At 61.0% G+C, this 16,844-nt stretch carries 14 protein-coding genes; 5 read left to right on the forward strand and 9 right to left on the reverse strand.

Translation table 11 applies throughout. The features are described 5' to 3' along the window. Nucleotides 1-413: 413 nt before the first annotated feature. Nucleotides 414-1,223 carry a zinc ribbon domain-containing protein gene (locus GXY47_00380; GenBank protein NLV29581.1) on the forward strand — a complete coding sequence of 270 codons (810 nt, stop codon included), beginning with the start codon at nt 414-416 and terminating at the stop codon, nt 1,221-1,223. A gap of 153 nt (nt 1,224-1,376) precedes the next feature. On the opposite strand, the gene GXY47_00385 is transcribed toward GXY47_00380, so the two are convergent. The 5 genes from GXY47_00385 to GXY47_00405 all read right to left on the reverse strand — a co-directional run bounded on the left by GXY47_00385 (nt 1,377) and on the right by GXY47_00405 (nt 4,830). Then, complete coding sequence (locus GXY47_00385) at nt 1,377-1,580, reverse strand: hypothetical protein (protein ID NLV29582.1); 204 nt, start codon at nt 1,578-1,580, stop codon at nt 1,377-1,379. Nucleotides 1,581-1,826: 246 nt separating this feature from the next. Next, entirely contained in the window at nt 1,827-2,471 is a 645-nt protein-coding gene (locus GXY47_00390) for an O-methyltransferase (GenBank protein ID NLV29583.1), read from the reverse strand. A gap of 22 nt (nt 2,472-2,493) precedes the next feature. Further along, nucleotides 2,494-3,738 (reverse strand): 2-amino-4-hydroxy-6-hydroxymethyldihydropteridine diphosphokinase, encoded by a 1,245-nt coding sequence (gene folK, locus GXY47_00395; protein ID NLV29584.1) that lies wholly within the window; start codon nt 3,736-3,738, stop codon nt 2,494-2,496. After that, on the reverse strand, nt 3,735-4,097 hold the full coding sequence (folB, locus tag GXY47_00400; GenBank protein NLV29585.1) for a dihydroneopterin aldolase: 363 nt from the start codon (nt 4,095-4,097) through the stop codon (nt 3,735-3,737). Before folB ends, folK begins: the two co-directional genes overlap by 4 nt. Then, the gene (locus GXY47_00405; protein ID NLV29586.1) at nt 4,078-4,830 is read right to left on the reverse strand and encodes an SDR family oxidoreductase; all 753 of its coding nucleotides are present in this window, start codon (nt 4,828-4,830) and stop codon (nt 4,078-4,080) included. Before GXY47_00405 ends, folB begins: the two co-directional genes overlap by 20 nt. Nucleotides 4,831-5,287: 457 nt before the next feature. Here GXY47_00405 and GXY47_00410 point away from each other — a divergent pair, with 457 nt between their 5' ends. Then, complete coding sequence (locus GXY47_00410) at nt 5,288-6,247, forward strand: hypothetical protein (protein ID NLV29587.1); 960 nt, start codon at nt 5,288-5,290, stop codon at nt 6,245-6,247. A gap of 3 nt (nt 6,248-6,250) precedes the next feature. Here the strand turns inward: GXY47_00410 and GXY47_00415 are convergent, their stop codons facing one another. Both GXY47_00415 and GXY47_00420 read right to left on the reverse strand, forming a co-directional pair. Beyond that, nucleotides 6,251-7,534: a hypothetical protein gene (locus GXY47_00415; GenBank protein ID NLV29588.1), complete on the reverse strand. Its 1,284-nt coding sequence runs from the start codon at nt 7,532-7,534 to the stop codon at nt 6,251-6,253. A gap of 152 nt (nt 7,535-7,686) precedes the next feature. After that, nucleotides 7,687-9,027, reverse strand: a complete 1,341-nt coding sequence (locus GXY47_00420; protein ID NLV29589.1) for an esterase — start codon at nt 9,025-9,027, stop codon at nt 7,687-7,689. Between the two features lie 206 nt (nt 9,028-9,233). On the opposite strand from GXY47_00420, the gene GXY47_00425 reads away from it, so the two are divergent. Beyond that, nucleotides 9,234-10,844, forward strand: coding sequence for a tannase/feruloyl esterase family alpha/beta hydrolase (locus GXY47_00425; GenBank protein NLV29590.1), 1,611 nt, complete (start codon nt 9,234-9,236; stop codon nt 10,842-10,844). A gap of 784 nt (nt 10,845-11,628) precedes the next feature. Beyond that, nucleotides 11,629-12,207, forward strand: coding sequence for a porin family protein (locus GXY47_00430; protein NLV29591.1), 579 nt, complete (start codon nt 11,629-11,631; stop codon nt 12,205-12,207). A gap of 202 nt (nt 12,208-12,409) precedes the next feature. Here the strand turns inward: GXY47_00430 and GXY47_00435 are convergent, their stop codons facing one another. Both GXY47_00435 and GXY47_00440 read right to left on the reverse strand, forming a co-directional pair. Beyond that, nucleotides 12,410-14,986: a serine/threonine protein kinase gene (locus GXY47_00435; GenBank protein ID NLV29592.1), complete on the reverse strand. Its 2,577-nt coding sequence runs from the start codon at nt 14,984-14,986 to the stop codon at nt 12,410-12,412. After that, entirely contained in the window at nt 14,983-15,591 is a 609-nt protein-coding gene (locus GXY47_00440; protein ID NLV29593.1) for a sigma-70 family RNA polymerase sigma factor, read from the reverse strand. Before GXY47_00440 ends, GXY47_00435 begins: the two co-directional genes overlap by 4 nt. Before the next feature lie 525 nt (nt 15,592-16,116). Here GXY47_00440 and GXY47_00445 point away from each other — a divergent pair. Then, a complete protein-coding gene (locus GXY47_00445) occupies nt 16,117-16,653 on the forward strand; it encodes a hypothetical protein (GenBank protein NLV29594.1) in 537 nt (178 codons plus the stop codon). The last annotated feature ends 191 nt before the right edge of the window (nt 16,654-16,844 follow it).

Genomic DNA, 16,844 nt, shown 5'->3' on the forward strand with positions numbered 1-16,844 from the left:
TGAACCTTCAGCCGCCCCCGTGGGAGTGCGTGGTCTCGTCCGGAAGCCTGGCCTGGCTGCTTCAGGGTTCCGGGACCATGTCGCGGCTGTCGCCCCTCCGCCTCCTTTCCGATCCCCGTCCGCCCGCGCCGGAAGACCGGCGCCGGCTCGTCGCCGCCGGGCTGGTGGAAGCGTCGGGTTCGGGGCGCCGGGCCGTGACCCCGCTCGGCGCCGAAACCGCCCGCACCCTGTCCTCCCCTCTCGCCAACGTCACCTTGCGGATCTGGGATCCCGGGGCGGGCGTGGAATCCTGCGCCTATTTCCCCGGAAACCCGGTCGGCGGGGGTGGTGTTCTTTTGAACGGGGAACCGGACGGCCGCTGGCGGCTGGCGGGAACGATCGAACCGGACATTCTTGTCGCCGCGGCGGCCCGGATGATCCCGGCCGAGCCCGATTCCCGGGTTGGCGGACTGGATTTCACGGCGCACCTGCACTCCGCGGCGGCGGCCGTTCTTTGCGCCCTCCTCGATATCGGGCGCACCGCCTACCGCCGGCAGGGCTTCCCCGTCACCGGGCTCGAACCCGGAACCGCATTCTCGACCGGAGACATCGCCGGCTACCTGGACGCCCGGTGGGGCCTGTCCGATTTCGACCAGCTGATCACCTATCTTCCGGCTACGGCCGGGCGCGGCGAACCGCCGTTGCGGGCCGAAATCGAGGCCGCGATTGCCGGCCTGGCTTCGGACGGCTTTATCGAAGAGACCCTCACCGGCCGCTACCTCATCGGGGAGCCGCTCGGGAACCTGGTCCCGGCGCTGTACGGACTGCGATGCGGCTTCCAGTGGCAGCGCACAAGCCTGCTGCCGGGGGGCGACACGGCCGTTTCTCACCGGGTTTTTCTCATCGGCCCCGGCGGAGCCGTCCTGATGCTTTCGCCGACTGCGGCCGGGCGCGTGTACATGAAGCTGAGCCGCGGGGATGAGATCGCGCGATTCCTTGCCGTGGAGGCCTCGGAGATCCTGCCGCTCGGTTCCGCCGGAGACATGGAAGAAACACCGCCCGCCGCGTGCTCCGGATGCCACGCCCCGGTGCGGCAGGGGGCCCGTTTCTGCACCCGCTGCGGCCAAAGCCTCGCCTCCCCTTCCCCTCCCTCCGTCCAGCCGGACGTATGCCCGCATTGCGGCAGGAAGATCAGGCTGCACGCCCGATTCTGTACAAACTGCGGGACCCCCATCCTCCCCTGACGGCACCCCCGGCGCGACAGGACAGCCTGGAAGCCAACGGGCCCCTGATGACCAAAGAGGAAAGGAAATGCGCCAGGATGCCGCAATGGGGGATCCGAACAAAGCCGCGGGGGGCCGAACGCGTCGCGGTGCTTCAACCCCGAGGACCCGGACTCAAACGACGATGGGGGCGTGGTATTCGATGTCATAGGTGTAGTACGGCAGGACTTCCGCCCGGTTCGCGAACTGGACCTCAAGCAGCGCGCGTCCGACCTCGAGGCGCTGCCGGTGGAGCTGGGGCCGACCCCCTTCGGCACGGGTCGGAAGGATCACCATGACGCAGACCATCAACGTGAATGCCGCCATCATCCTTTTCATGGGAGAACCTCCTCGACGCATTGTTTCGGAGACCGAAGGACAGGGAGGATAGGCCGCAGTTTTCCTCCGGGTGCAGGCAGACCATTCCCCCCCCGCCTCTTCCGATAATCCCCTAAATATCGACTGCGAATAGGCCTATGGACTCTAGGGGCGTTTTGAGCGAAGATCGGGGCGATCCCTATGGATTTTTGACTCAGCGGCATTCATGGCAGCGCGGTTTGTGTAACGGTACGCCGCCCGACTGCGTCAGGTTTTCAGGCCGACCCAGAGCCCGTCTCCCAGGGGGACGATGATGCTGTGCAGCCCGCTCTCCTTCGCCATGACGTCGTTGAATGCGCGCATGCCGGCGGCTCCGGGATCGGACTCCTCGAAGAGATGGCCGAATCCGAATGCATTGTCGGCCAGGATGAGCCCTCCCTTGCGCACGACCCTCAGCGCCTCCCGGAGATAGACCGCGTAGCCCTCCTTGTCGGCGTCGATAAAAACCGCATCCGCGGACTCGGAATGAAATCCGGCGAGGATATCCGCTCCCTTGCCCCGATAGACGCGGATACGGTCGGCGACATCGGATTTCGCGATCCAGCGTTCCGCGAAATCGGCGTACTGGATGGACACCTCGATCGTTCGCACCCGGCCTCCGGGGGGCAGCCCCCGAGCCATCCAGATCGCCGAATAACCCGCCAGCGTGCCGACTTCGACCACCTCGCGCGCCCGCGCGGCCGCAAGCAGCAGTTGCAGGAAACTGCCCTGCTCCGGCGCTACCCAGATAGGGGGAATGCCCCCTGCGCGCGCGCTCGCCTTCAGGCTGCGCAGAAACGCATCTTCCTGCCGGGTGCGCTCGGCCAGGTACCTGAAGTGATCCTGAGTGACAGGGGTGGATTGTTCCGACATGGTTTCACCTCCCTGATTCCCGTTACCGGCAACCGGTCCGCTGGAACGCCCAGATAACGGAACTGCGTGCGTACCATTGGTTGTATTTGACGCCGCGCCAGTGCGCGTTTTCGCGATGGACAAGCCTGAAATCCGCGGCCAGGAGATCGATCAACTCCCGATCGGAATAGATCATGAACCGCATTCCGTTGTTGGGATCGGTCACTATGCCGCTTCCCCGGTTGGATTCGCGCAGAAGCCTTCCGTAGTACCCGTCGTCCTCACTATAGCATTCGACCATGAACAGCCCGTCGGGGGACAGCACCCGGCGCAGTTCTCCGACAAAGTGCCTGCGGCTCCGCACGGTCATCAGGTTGTCCATGACAGTTATGGCAAGGGCACAATCGACACTATGGTCCGGTAGGTCCCAGCGGGCTCGCATGTCACCGACCAGGATGGAAACGTTCGATTCCAGCCCCTTGGCCTTGGCCGTCCGGGCGAATTTCCGGACCGCGGATGCTACGACGTCCAGGCCGATAACGCGGTATCCCTCCTTCGCCAGGTGCAGACCGATCCGGCCCTGGCCGCAGCCGATATCCAGTATGGTTTTCGGGGGCGACAGTGCATTCCTTCGAATCACGGAGCGCAGCGCCGTGACCGCGGCGGGTTCGCTGTCGGTATAGCCAAGTTGGATGCCCTTCACGGTATCGTATTCACGCCGCCACAGCTCAGCCTGCGTTGCATTTCCGCCCCCTGCCTGCAGGCTCTCCACCATGCGCCTGAGCGTGAGCGTGAGCGTTTCATCCGGGCGCAGCGGGCTTTGATTCAGGCGGTCCAGCACCGTCCGGATCCCGATCTTCGAATCCGGAAGCCGGAGACCCGGGTCGAGCTCAAAAATTCCCGCGGCGACAAACTGCCTCCGGTAGATATCGGGGTCGGGGATGACCAGATTCCTGTCGTGAATGACGGCGTCGTCGCAGAGCAGGAGATCCAGGTCGATGGTCCGGGATGCGTAAGTGTCCGCGCTCCGCCGGCGCTTCAGGATCCTCTCGATGTCTCTCAGGATTCCGCTTTTCAAGAGGTGGGGGGCAACAGGGGTTTCGATGCGCCAGACCCCGTTCCGGTACTCGGGCTGGTCCCGGCCACCGATCGGCCGGGTGCGGTAGAACGTGGACGTTGCGCGAACCGCCGCACGTTTCGAAAGAAGATCCAGTGCCCTCGGGATATTGTCCCCGGGGTCGATATTGCTCCCGACTCCGATATAGGCGGATTTATCTCCACTCTTCATTTTCTGCGGCATATTTCAACCGCTACCGAGCGGGCGTATCGCAGGGCTCCGGGCTTGTCGACGGTGACGTCCGCCTCGAATACCCCGTCGCGCTCAAGACACAGCCCGGCGATGTGCCAGGCGAGCGCTTCGATCAAAAAGAACGAAGAACCGTGCACCAGGTCGATGATTTCCTGCTTGACCCGCTTATAGTCGATCGTATGATCGATGTCGTCCGTCGTGCAGGCATCCTGCAGGCTGCAGTGCAGCGTGACGTTGATGCGCACCCTTTGCTTCTTCTCCCGCTCTTCCGGCTTGATGCCGATAATGCAGCGCAGGCTCAAATCACGGATGTGAATTTTATCGTACGCTTGGGGCATACCGTTTCCGTTTCAGGTTTTCGCCGCCGTCGACAAACAGGGTCTCCCCCGTAATGAAGTCGTTTTTCAGCAGAAAGAGCACGCTGTCGGTAATATGGTGGATGCTGCCGTGTGTCCCGAGCAGCGTGCGCCCGCGGATTTTCCTCAAATATCCCGGCCCCTTGCCCGGGGGGGGCAGGATGATGCCCGGCGCGACGGCGTTGACCCGTATTCCCGGCGCGCACTCCAGCGCCATCATCCGGGTCAGGTGAAAGAGCATGATCTTGCTTATGGCGTAACCGGCATGCCCGGTGTCGTATCCCCCGATGCGGGCGTCCAGGATATTGATGACGACGCCCGTTTCGGCCTGTTTGGCGAAATCACGCGCCAGGATGAACGGGCTGAAGGTGTTGACGGCCAGGGTGGCGTCCATCCTGTCGGCGGAAATGTCGAGGAGACGGGACTCTTCGAATATGGAAGCGTTATTGATCAGGTAATCGACCTGAATCTTACTCTCCCGGAGAATGGAAAAAATTTTGGCGGCTTCGCCCGCCTTTAAAAAATCGGCCCGGATCCCGTGCGCCTCCACCCCCGCCGCCCTGATTTCATCCAGCGTTTCCGAGGCGTCGCTTTGGGGCAGGCTTTGGACGACGCAGTTCACGCCCTTCTTCGCGAGCGAGAGCGCGATGGCGCGGCCGATCCTGTGGCCGCCCCCGGTGATGAGGGCGGTTTTGCCGGCCCACGCGCTAGCCATAGGGTTGCCCGTTGAAGCAGGAAGGCGCCCGGCTGGAAGCCTCGAACAGGGTCGGGATTTGCAGCTCGGTGAGCGGCTCGGGACTGAAGGAGCGGGGCGGCCGGCGATCCGTGAATGCCTCGTCTACCGGAGCCTGGGCGATCCGCTCAACGTTTTTCCTTGCATCCATGGCTGCATGCATTCTAACCCGCAGAGAATGCGCCTTCAATGATTATTGAAAAGCGGATCGGCCGGCGTGTGCTCCATGGGCGCGCGAATCCCCGGGCACACCCGTTCGTGCGTTTGTCGCCTTCATGACGGGGCGCGGGCGTCCTCCTTCCATCCGATGCCATAAATCCGGCACGGGACAATCCTGTTGACACGCAATGCTTTCCTGAATAGATTCGATTCTCATTGAAACGCAACCGCTGGTAATGAGCTCTTTACGCGCGGCGCTTATCAGCAAGAGGTAAAACCGATGGCAAGAACAATGATCCTCCTCGCCCTTATTGCAGCTTTTTGCACCACTGCCGCTGCAAACACCGATGCAACCTGCGATCGCGCCTGCCTTGAACAATGGGTAGACCGGTACCTTGCGGCCATGCGGGATCGGGATACCAGCCCGGAAATGTTCGCTCCCGGTCTGAAATTCACCGAGGACGGGGTGCGGTTGCCCTTCGGCAACGAGGGCCTCTGGCACAGCATGAGCGGGGTTGGCAAATACAGGTTTTATGTGCCGGATGTGGAAGCCCAACAGGTAGCCTTTCTGGGTACCGTGCGGGAAAAGGCTCCACGAAGCAGGGAGGAATCCCTGTCGGCCCTCGCCTTGCGTCTCAAGATCCGCAATGACCGCATCACCGAAATAGAGCAGATCGTGATCAGGCCGGACAGCGTCAACAGCAGCGCCGGAGACTTTCCTCCAACCGGCCCGGCCGTGGAGGCCATGGGGGCGCCTCACCCCGTCTTTGCGGAAAGCATACCCGAAGCTGAACGGATGAGCAGGAAGGACCTCATCGAGACCGCCAACCATTATTTTACCGGGCTCGAAAACAACGACGGAAAGGGTTATTACCCCTTTACAGATGACTGTGTTCGCTTTGAGAACGGGGTGGATGTGCTCCTAAACACCAACAAGGAGACGGGCGAACAGACCCGTACCACCTGCAAGCAGCAGTTCGAAGAAGGGGTGAAGGGGATTGTCACCCGCATTCGCGACCGCCGCTTTGTGGCGGTGGACAGGGAAAAGGGGATCGTCTTTTCCTTTGCATTCTTTGATCATGACTTCATCCACTGGACCTGGCAGCTGGCGGAATTGTTCAAGATCGAAAATGGCCAAATCCGCCGCATTGAAGCCATCTTCCACAGGGCGCCCTATGGGATGAATTCGGGATGGAGCTCCTTCGAAAAGGGCATTTCCAACGAGATTCAGGCTCCTTAGTCTTCATTCGACCTCGAGGTAATCGGCGTCCTTGAGAAGCGGGAGGGTCGGGACCTCCTTGAAGACCGGATCGAAGGCGAAATGGGATTTGCCGAGACGGAACAGGACCACCTCCGCAATCACGAGGCCCTTGAATCGCCCCTGGTAGCGGCTATGGACAAGGGGCGCATTGAGAAGCAGCCTCGAGAATTCCGGCGCATCCGCCTGGCAGGTCGCATCCTCCAGCGATGGAATCCGTTTTCCTTCAGCGTAAATGCTTTTCCCGAGCGTTTCCGGGGCGATCGATTTCCGGTCCGCCTCCCGGGTGAGATAAGTGGAAACGGCGTATCCGGAGACCAGTCTCCGCGAAAGCGGGCTTTCCTTATCCGAAGTCTCGCAGCTCTTGTCCCCTACTCCCATCAGAATGGCCTGGGAACTGACCAGCTGCAGGTTGGCCCTGTCCGGAATTACCGGGTCTGTCTTATACACAATGGCGTTCTGCATGAAAATGGGTCCGGTGGCGTAAATCCGGCAGCCGTTCTTCGTGGAAAGGATCACCCGGTCAAGAAAGAGCGTCCCCTGAACCAGCAGATCGCCATCGCAGACGACCTCGCCGGTGTTTGTATAGTATTGTTTGCCGTTTTCGATGCCTATTCCCGCAATTTCGGGAGACGAAGGCTCATTTTTGACATATTCGAGCAGAGAGGTCGAACCGGGGGGCACCTTGAACCTGGCCAGCAGGGTTTCGCTGTCCGGCGCGCCGATGAAGACCCGTTGTTTTTCGATGATGGCAGCCGGAGCGCTTTTCCGCTGTTCCAGCCCCCGGAGATATCCCGCAAGCGAGGTGGCGCGGAGCGGCTGTCGATAGACCGGCTGATCGACGATCCTTCCCCCCGCGGCGCCGAGGTCGAAATCGAGAGGCGCCACGGGAACGATGACCGATTTCTCGACATGCGCCGACATAAAGCCGGTCGTGTCCGGGTATCTCGGGTCCCCGAAAAAGTCCCCATAAACGCTTCCGTTGAAGGAGCCGAATTTCCCGCTTTGACCGGGACGGCCGAAGAAATAGCGACTGCCATATCCGAAATCGGTAATGTAGCTCGGGCGGATATCGGCATGGCACGTGATGCAGCCGGAGGCGCGAACGGCCAGCGCCGGTTCGAATTCCGCGATGGCTGCGTTGACCGCCGTCCTGTTCAGATTGGCAGGCGCCGGGTCTTTCCCGTACAGGGAAAAACAGGAGATCATCAGCAACAGAGTCAGAGAACAGGACCGCCACCGGAGTACGAGGCCTTTTGTTGTTTTCATGACGGCAACATACCACGGATTCCCGGACGGCGGGTCATGATTCAGTGAGGTTGTCTACCCAAGCCCTCTGCCTGTCTCATTGCGGCATCCGTGTCCACCGCATGCGTCCATTGTGCCGCATGACGGCGCGTTCCGGTTAACGCGTAAAGATTCTACCTGAAGAGAAGCGGAGCGAAAACGTACAGGCTCCTTCTCCATGTCTGCCATTCGTGGGAGGTGCCGGGAGAGATATAGACGTAGCTGTTCTTGATCCCGGCGGCGATGAGCTGTTCCTGATGCCTTTTCAGGCCTTCGGGATTCTCCAGCGGGGGTTCCGAGCCGAAACTCATAAAAAGGACTTTTACCTTCCTGTTGAATTCCGCCGGATCGGCCATGGCGCCGTTGTAGACCGTCTTGACGTCGAACGGTGCAGGCGTGGGTGCGGCGCCTGGCACCGGTTTGCCTGGACCACCGGGACCAAAACCCATCGAGGCGCCGCCGCTGAACAGGCCGATGTGCGAGAATTTGTCGAGGTTCGCCATCGTGACCGCCGCGGTCTGCATGCCGCCCATGGAGAGGCCCGCCATGGCCCTGTTATTCCTGTCGGTCAGCGTGCGGAAGTTGCCATCAACCCACGGAATCAGGTCGTTGACCATCAACCGCCCGTAGGGACCGCCGCCCGGGCCGCCGAATCCACGAAAGGCGGCCGGAGCGCCTGGAGCCGGAGCCGGGGCCGGCGCACGGCCCGGAGCGCCTGCGCCAGGCAAGTAGCTGGTTTCCATGACCACGATCATGGGTTTGACCTTCCCTTCCGCAAGCAGGTTGTCGAGAATCAGGTTCGTCCGGCCCATCTCGATCCACACCCGTTCGTCCTCGCCGCCGCCGTGCTGCAAATACAGCACCGGGTAGCGGGAGTTCGCATTCTTCCCATAGTCCGGCGGCGTATAGACAAATATGCGGCGCCAGGAATTGATCGATTTGGCAAAGTAATTCTTGATCAACACGTTGCCGTGGGGCACATCCTTCAAATCATAATAGGTGACGCCCGGCTCCGGGATTTCGAAGCCGTTGCACATGTGACTGTAGCCGATGAAGGCATTGGTGCCGGGATCCAATACGACCGCGCCGTCGACGATCATCCAGTAGTTGTGGTACCCGGGGCCCTGCGGTTCCCTGGTCGTGTAGGTCCACACGCCGTCGTCGCCTTTGACCATGTCATAGGGAAGCGGATTGAGCGAATTGGAGCCGGAAGTAACCAGGGCAACCTGGACCTTCTGCGCAGTGGGGGCTTTGAATTGGAATGTGACCCGAGCGTCCGCTTCAATCCGCGGATATTGCACTCCCGGGAGATTATACGGCGAGGGATGCGCCGCGACCGCGGATGCGGAATCCGCGCCGAGCGGGGCAAGGGCCATCTCCTGCCTGGAATCGGCAGGCGCTTTCACTGCCTGGGAAAAACAGGTTCCGCCGGCGGACAGGGCCGCCAGCAGAACAAAGACCGATGATTTTGTCATGAGCTGCAATCTCCTGAAGAATGACTGTTATCTTTCCGCAAAAAGCGCGGCTTAGTTCCTCCAACCATCGACGGGGCCGATAATCCTGGACTGTAACACAATACATGTCACAGCTATGTGACATATTTGTTGACAATGGGGTGTCGGCTTCTATAGATATGGGGGAAGGATACCGCCATAAATGCTTTTCATGGAAAAGAGGTAAGATGACGGCAATGGGCAAAACATCGTACGTCACTGTTGCGGCATGCTTGATGCTGCTCTCGTCGTTTCATGTCTTGGCCGACGAGGCGGAGTCCCGCAAGGCCTGTGAATCTCTGGCTGCGCTCTCCACTCCAAATTTCCTGATTGAGAAGTCCGAGTGGGTCATGGCTTCGCGCGTGCCCGCCGGGCCCGACGGAGCCACCATGGAGGCTCCCTCTCACTGCCTGTTTCGTGTCTTGATGGACTCCCGGCCATCCGGGATAGAGGGGGTGAGCTATGGCACCGGCATCGAATTGCGGCTTCCGCTGGCTTGGAACGGGCGCTTGCTGTTTCAGGGCGGCGGCGGACTGAATGGATCGCTCAATCCGGCATACGGCACCGTCTCCGGATTCCCGTCCGCGCTGCAAAGAGGTTTTGCGGTTGTTTCCACCGACGGCGGCCATCGCGGCCGCAGCGTTGTGGATTCCAGCTTTGCCGTTGACCAGCAGGCGAAGCTTGATTTCGCCTACCAGGCGGTTCAGCGCACAACCCGCGAAGCCAAGGCGCTCATCAATCGCTACTACGGACGTAAACCCGACTATAGCTATTATATGGGTTGCTCGACCGGCGGGCGTGAAGCCATGCTGGCCGCGCAACGCCTGCCCCTGGAGTTCGACGGCGTGGTTTCCGGCAATGCTTCCTTCAACCTCACTCGGGTCGCCGCGAATCAGGTCTGGAGCCTGCAAACGGTGACGCGGATCGCGCCGAGGGATGCGAACGGCAAACCGCAGTTGTTCGCGGCTTTCACGGATGCGCAGCTGAAGGCCGTGTCGGACTCCGTGCTCAGGCAATGCGACGGACTCGATGGACTCGAGGATGGCATGATCAATGACTTCAAAAAGTGTCCTTTCGACCCTGCTTCGCTGAAGTGCGGATCCGATGCCGGCAAGGGTGCGCAACCGTGCCTCTCGGCACAACAGATCGAAGGGCTGAAGGACATCGTAGGAGGCGCGCGCAATCCGCGCGGCGAATCGCTGTACGGTGCGACGCCGTACGACACGGGGATTGCCCAACCCGCCTGGCGGCAAATGCATCTCGGCACCGCGACCAGCGCGCCGGCCAATGCGTCTCTTGGCCGCGACACGCTGCGCCTTTTTTCCATGACGCCGCCCAATCCCGATTTCGATCCCCTGCGTTTCGATTTCGACCATGACATGGATCTGCTTGCCGAGACCGCGGCCATCAACGATGCGGTGGCCACGCTGCACACTACCTTTGCGGGACGTGGCGGGAAGATGATCGTCTATCATGGACTATCGGATCAGGCTATGTGGACCGGAGCCTTGACCCGGTGGTACGAGCGCCTGACGCCTCGGGACAGCCAGGGGCCTCAAGACTGGGCTCGTTTGTTTCTCGTGCCCGGTATGACGCATTGCGGGGGCGGGCAATCAACCGACCGGTTCGATATGCTTGCGACCATCCAGCAATGGGTGGAGCGGGGTCAGGCGCCGGACCGTGTGATCGCCTCGGGCAGGGCGTTCCCCGGCAAAACGCGGCCACTGTGCCCCTATCCCAAGGTGGCACGCTATGACGGCGGCAACCCCGACGACCAGAAGAGTTTTTCATGCCGCTGAGGCAAAGGGCGGGAAAAGGATCGCAACCGCCCGCGCGCGTCGATCGATACACTCACCACGGTTCAGCCGCTATTAGGAAGCAGATCGTGCCGTGTCTTTCGGCCGTGTGGCTGGGGGGTGGGCGCGGCCAGCTTCTATGCCGACCTCACCTACGAAGGGGCCAGGAGTGTCCCCCGTTTCTCGCGATGCTCGCCGCCGGTGGCGCGGCCGTTGGCATCGTCGCCATCCTCGGCTACACCCTCCATCTGCTCGCCGTGCGGGCGACTGTCGCCGAACTCGTTCCGTCCCCCCGGCGGGGCACGGCCTACGCAGATTCAACGCCGGTTACGGACTTGCCTGGTTTGCAGGCAGCGTGCTGATGGGCGTGCCGCTCGATCGCGCATCGGGTGGCTGGTGACCTTCCCGGCAGCCAGCCGGGTGATGGCCATCCGCGTGCTGATCCGGGTGGGCCGGCCGGGGTCGTCGCGGGCGGGATCCGCGTGGATAGGTCGAGGGGAGCGTCCGTCCAGGGCCCGGCTCCCCTCCAGGGCGGGCGGCGGTTCCTTCTGCAAGGCGCCGAAGCGATATCGTTGCGGCCGATCGGCCCTGCGGTTCCCCAAAAAATAACAGGGCTCCCATGGCGTTTTTTTTGGATCTTTGTCGCGTTTGGCAGTAAGGGGCCGCAGGAGGCCGGGAGGCGCGACACGAAATCGGGGAAGGCGGCAACGGGGCCATGATATCGGCGCCGCTTTCCGTTGCCTGGAACCCGGAAACCGGTGGCGATATTATAGGAAAGGAGATCCAAATGAAAAGGAGTCTGTTGGCGATTGCGTCTTTGTTGATGTTCAGCGGGGCGCTCCTGGCGCAGGACTTTCCCAGGGTGGAGGTATTTGGAGGATACCAGATTCTCAGGGTGAGCCAGGATGATTATGGCAAAACGCTCAATGGCTGGAGAGTATCGATGGCAGGCAACCTCAACAGGTATTTCGGTATTGAAGGTGTCGTTTCCGGCACCTATGGGGATTTTTACGACATCGACGGCGAACCGGATGACCCGGACATCGATGTGAATGCCCGAATTCGCAACTATTCCTACCTGTTCGGGCCCCGGTTTACGGCTCGAAGCAAAGTGGTCACGGGATTCGCTCATTTTCTCCTCGGCGGTTCCCGCACTTCCGTTTCTGCCGCCGCGTCCGATCCCAACGCCACCTTTTCGTCCAATGCCTTCGCCTGGGCCGTGGGCGGCGGTCTCGATTTGAACCTGGCGAAGCATTTCGCCGTCCGTCCGGCCCAATTCGATTATGGACAGATACGGACCCATGATTTCGGACCGGGAAATGTGAACTCGCTCACCTACTCCGCGGGCGCCGTTTTGAAATTCTGACACGGGCGTCCTCACTGCACGGTGACGGAGAAAGGCATCCCCGTCGCCGTGCCATGTATCCGGTGCTCCTCCGGGCCGGCATTCCCGCGGAGCAACCTCCGGGACGGCCGAGAGCCCCGGGAGACGTTCAACCCTGTATCGGGAAGCCGGGGAAAGGAAGGGGCGGGCGCGGCCTTTGATTTGCAGGCGCAGGCCGGAGTTCTCAGGAGCTGGCTTTTTCCCGGTATTCGGCGGCTTTTTGATCCTGGTTTCCGGCCGTATAGAAATCGATGATGCGGTGCAATGCCTCCTGCGTTCTCTCATGCTCTGGACCCAGCGACGCCGCCAACCGCTGATAGCTTGAAAGCAGCACGGGCTCAGCCTCGGCTCGACGCCCCAGGCGGCCCAGGCATTCGGCCCACGCGCTGGCCGAATTGGCCACCAGCCAGTTTTGGTCGGGCAGGACCTTCCGTCTTAATTGCAGGCTTTCGGCCAGACACGGCAAGGCTTCGCCCGCCCGACCCTCGGCCATCAGGCTGCGGCCTAAAACATGCAGGGCGGCCGCGACCATGGGGTGGATCTCAGGGAGCGATCGGCCCCTCAGCGCCAGAATTTCCCGCGAGACGCGGCAGGCTTCCGCGTAATCCCCTTTTTCGTACAGCATGAAGGCATAATTATAGAGGGTGTACGCCAATTCCGGATGGTCCGGGCCCAGAAGCTTCTTCCTCACCGCAATGGATTGCCGGAACAGAAGATCCGCCTCGGGAAACTTCTTGAGCGCCTCCTTGATGCTGGCCAGATTGCTCAGGGTGACGGACACCTCGATGCTTTCGGCTCCGCGCAGAGAACGGATGATCGAGAGCGCTTCTTCGTGCAGGGCTTCCGCTTCCGCGTAATTCCCTTTCGTTCCCAGTACGATGGCAAGATTATTCAGGCTTTCAGCCACACTTACGCTCCGATTTCCGTCGCGTCGCCGCCGCAAGGCCAGGGCGCGGCGGTGCAATTGCTCCGCCTGGTCAAAATCCCCCTGGCGCAGGCGAATCGTAGCCATGGTGTCCAGCATGAAGGGGAAATCCAGCCCGCTCGATCCCGCCCGTGCCTCGGCAAGCCTCAGGGCCTTCCGGCACAAGGGTTCGGCGGTGATGGGATCGCCCCGGTCGAGCGCGATCAGGGCCAGTTGATGATAATTCAGCGCCGTTTCGAAGTGCCCGGGGCCATACAAATCCTCACGCAGACGGAGGGAGCGCCGTACCTGCTGCTCTGCGGGATCGTACATGCCCAGGCCCAGGTACGCCATCCCGATAGTCGTCCGGACGGCCGATTCAATCGCCGGGTCCGCATGCAACCCTTCGTCGATCCGGCGCGATGCCTGATCCAGTAACGCCGCAACGGTAACCTGCGGCCCGGCCGTGTGGGGATCGGCGGAACCGAGCATGTCCTGCAGAAAACGGGTGACTTCCTGGGATTTTCGGGCTTCCAGCCGGGCACGGTCCCGCTCCACGCGCGCGATCGCGGCGCCGCGCCACGCAACCAGAATGCCCCCGGCCAGGGACAGGAAAATCAACACCGCCGCCAGAGCCGCACCCTTATGCCGGCGCAGGAATTTCGCCGTGCGGTAACCCGGGGTTGCGGGCCGGGCCAGCACGGGCAATCCCTCCAGGTGCCGCCGGATATCGGCGGCAAACTGCTCCACCGAAGCGTAGCGTCGGCCCGGTTCCTTCTGCATGGCCTTCAGGATTATGTTGTCCAGATCGCCCCGAAGCTGACGGCCCTGGCGGCGATATCCGTCACCCGGCCCTTCGGTCGCCGTCCGCTCCCCATCGGAATCGATGGCCGGAAGGGGGGTCGCGGCCGCCACGCTGGGTTTTTCCGGTTCCACTTCACCGATAATGCGGACTATTTCCGCGGGATTGTTGCTCGACAGGCGATAAGGAGGGCGGCCGGACAGAAGCCGATAGAGCAGGACCCCCAGCGAATAGACGTCGGTCGCGGTGTTGACCCGCTCTCCACGCGCCTGCTCGGGGCTGCAATAGTCGGGTGTCAACAACAAGAGGCCCGGCAGGGTGGCCCGCGATCGGCCGAGACCGGCTTCGGGGGCGGCCAGCAGTTTGGCTATCCCGAAATCGAGAAGTTTCGGAACCCCTCCAGCGGTGACCAGGATGTTGGCCGGCTTCAAGTCCCGGTGAACGATCAAATTCCCGTGGGCGAACTGAACCGCTTCACACACCTGCAGAAACAAGCGAAGCCGCTCCTCGAGCGGCAACGAGTGCCGGCGGCAATACCGGTCGATGGGGATCCCTTCCATGTACTCCATGACCAGGAAAGGAATGCCCTCGGGAGTGCTTCCCCCGTCCAGTAGACGGGCGATGTTGGGGTGTTCGAGGCTGGCCAGAATCTGCCGCTCCATTTGAAACCGTTCGATCAGGCTTTCGTCGGCGATCGTGGGCCGCAGCAGTTTGATCGCCACCTGCTTATGAAAGGCCTTATCGGATCGCTCGGCAAGATAGACGGAGCCCATGCCGCCGTGGTCCAGTTCGCGCACGATTCGATAAGGTCCGATCTGCCGACCCACCCAGGCGCTCGCGGCCCGTCGTGCCAGCAACTCCACCCCATCCGGCGCTGCCGGATTTTCGAGGAACGAATCGGACTTCTGCCAGGAGGCCAGCAAGGACTCGACTTCCCGCCGAAGCTCGGGGTCATCGAGGCAGGCCCGATCGATAAAATCCGTACGACTCGCAGGCGGAAGGGAAATGGCCTCTTGAAAGATCCGCTCGATCCGCGTCCAGGATTCCGGATTCACTTGCGCGATCCCTCCCTTTCCGGGCCCGTCATCGATGGCCCGCCCGTGCTGATTTCTCGAAAAAGCCAGGCCTTCGCCATATTCCACTCCCGCAATATGGTGTTGGCCGACACTTCAAGGGCATCGGCCGTTTCCTCGACCGTCAGTCCCGCGAAAAAGCGAAGCTCTACAACCCGGCATTTTCTCGGGTCGATTCTTTCCAGAGCCGTCAATGCCTCATTCAAGGCGACCAGTTCGGGGGCGGCCTCCGCCGCTGCGGCTCCATAATCCTCCAGGGACAGGATCCGAGCCTGCCCGCCCCGCTTCTGGCGATGCTTTTCGCGTGCGTGATCCACCAGGATGCGGCGCATCAGCCTGGCGGCAATGGCCATGAAGTGCCCCCGGTTTTTGCAATGGATTTGCCTCTGATCCACCAGTTTGATGTAGGCCTCGTTGATCAGGGCGCTGGTCTGCAGCGTATGCCCCGGCCCTTCACGGCGCATGTAACGGGAAGCCAGGCGGTGCAATTCCTGGTAAACAAGCGGAATCAGCCGCTCCAAGGTCCCATCGCCGGCTTTATCCCAATTCTGAAAAAGAAGCGTCAACTCATCAGGCGAGACATCCATAGCCGACACCCTCTTCTGGACAGGAAGCATTGGCGGCCGTTCCGGTTCCAGGCCCACTCGCCGGGCCCCGGATGGACTTCCCTCCGTTCCTTCACTCGTCTTCCGAACTCATGCAATAGGACTTTTTAATGCCTGCGGTTTGATTTCTTTGGCATTGTACAGCGGAATCCCGCCGCTGAAAATTGATTTTTGGCACACCGCTCACCCTGGAATAACTGTCCAAACAATCAGAACCAGGCGTCAGGCATATGAGATTTTGACAACCCCTACTACCGAAGATCGGGCCATAAACATGGATCTTTTACGCACCGGTATTCATGGCGGCCTTCCGAATTCAGCGAAGCCCGACTCGAAAGCACCGTCATCCTTCCGAACCATGTTTTTTCGCAAAAGAAGGATGCAAAATGCCGCGCTTTATTAGATCATCAATGGTGCCGCCGGCTAAAAGGCAACCGGGGAATGCGGCAGAATGCCCATTCAAACACCGCCGGTAAAGATCGGCAGGCAATTCGCAAAGGAGAGACAATGAAAAGACTGCTGTTAATCATCCCTATGGTTTTCCTGTGCTGCCTGACCGTTGGGTGTCGACAGGGTGAAGATGTGGCCGCCGTGAATACCGATACGGATATTCGGGCCGCAAAGGACACGGCTGACAACCCATGGAACGGGACATGGAAATTAAACGCAGACAGGTCCAAAGCCCCGGGAGGACAGATACCCCACCCAACCTCCACAAATATCATTGAGATCCAGGGTGAAACGATGCACCTGGTCGCGGAACATACCAATACGAGCGGGAAACTGGAAAAGGTGGAGTACACCGCGAAATTTGACGGCAAAGAGTATCCGGTCCAGGCAACACCGCCCGGCCCGCAGCCATATACAATCTCGCTAAAACAGATCGATTCACGCACCAGGGAATTTGTCGAAGTCATCGGCACCTTTACAATCGAAGGCAGGGATATACTTTCGGAGGACGGCAGAAGCTTCGATCGCATCGTAAACAGCAAAGACGCGGCAGGTAACGATACCAGCGTGCTTCAGGTTTTCGAGAAGCAGTAGTTGCGTTGGCTTGCCCGGAAGTAATGGAAATCGTGGGCAGGAATTCCGGAGTATCTTCAGCGGATACCGGTCTGCAGCGGATTCCGGTCCTTGCGAACCTCGGCCTGGAGTATTCGTAAGGCGAATACCGCGGCGGGGTATCCGGGCATGAGGTGTGGAAAGCGAAGAACCGACGTGCGGGGGGCGATACA

Source organism: Acidobacteriota bacterium (genome assembly GCA_012729555.1).
Lineage (GTDB): Bacteria > Acidobacteriota > UBA6911 > UBA6911 > UBA6911 > UBA6911.

Excerpts from the sequence above, each read along its gene's own strand:
- GXY47_00430 (NLV29591.1), top strand. The coding sequence starts at position 11,629 with ATGAAAAGGAGTCTGTTGGCGATTGCGTCTTTGTTGATGTTCAGCGGG.
- GXY47_00440 (NLV29593.1), bottom strand. The coding sequence starts at position 15,591 with ATGGATGTCTCGCCTGATGAGTTGACGCTTCTTTTTCAGAATTGGGAT.
- GXY47_00415 (NLV29588.1), bottom strand. The coding sequence starts at position 7,534 with ATGAAAACAACAAAAGGCCTCGTACTCCGGTGGCGGTCCTGTTCTCTG.
- GXY47_00420 (NLV29589.1), bottom strand. The coding sequence starts at position 9,027 with ATGACAAAATCATCGGTCTTTGTTCTGCTGGCGGCCCTGTCCGCCGGC.
- folK (NLV29584.1), bottom strand. The coding sequence starts at position 3,738 with ATGAAGAGTGGAGATAAATCCGCCTATATCGGAGTCGGGAGCAATATC.
- GXY47_00425 (NLV29590.1), top strand. The coding sequence starts at position 9,234 with ATGACGGCAATGGGCAAAACATCGTACGTCACTGTTGCGGCATGCTTG.
- GXY47_00380 (NLV29581.1), top strand. The coding sequence starts at position 414 with ATGATCCCGGCCGAGCCCGATTCCCGGGTTGGCGGACTGGATTTCACG.
- GXY47_00405 (NLV29586.1), bottom strand. The coding sequence starts at position 4,830 with ATGGCTAGCGCGTGGGCCGGCAAAACCGCCCTCATCACCGGGGGCGGC.
- GXY47_00385 (NLV29582.1), bottom strand. The coding sequence starts at position 1,580 with ATGAAAAGGATGATGGCGGCATTCACGTTGATGGTCTGCGTCATGGTG.
- folB (NLV29585.1), bottom strand. The coding sequence starts at position 4,097 with ATGCCCCAAGCGTACGATAAAATTCACATCCGTGATTTGAGCCTGCGC.
- GXY47_00410 (NLV29587.1), top strand. The coding sequence starts at position 5,288 with ATGGCAAGAACAATGATCCTCCTCGCCCTTATTGCAGCTTTTTGCACC.
- GXY47_00445 (NLV29594.1), top strand. The coding sequence starts at position 16,117 with ATGAAAAGACTGCTGTTAATCATCCCTATGGTTTTCCTGTGCTGCCTG.
- GXY47_00390 (NLV29583.1), bottom strand. The coding sequence starts at position 2,471 with ATGTCGGAACAATCCACCCCTGTCACTCAGGATCACTTCAGGTACCTG.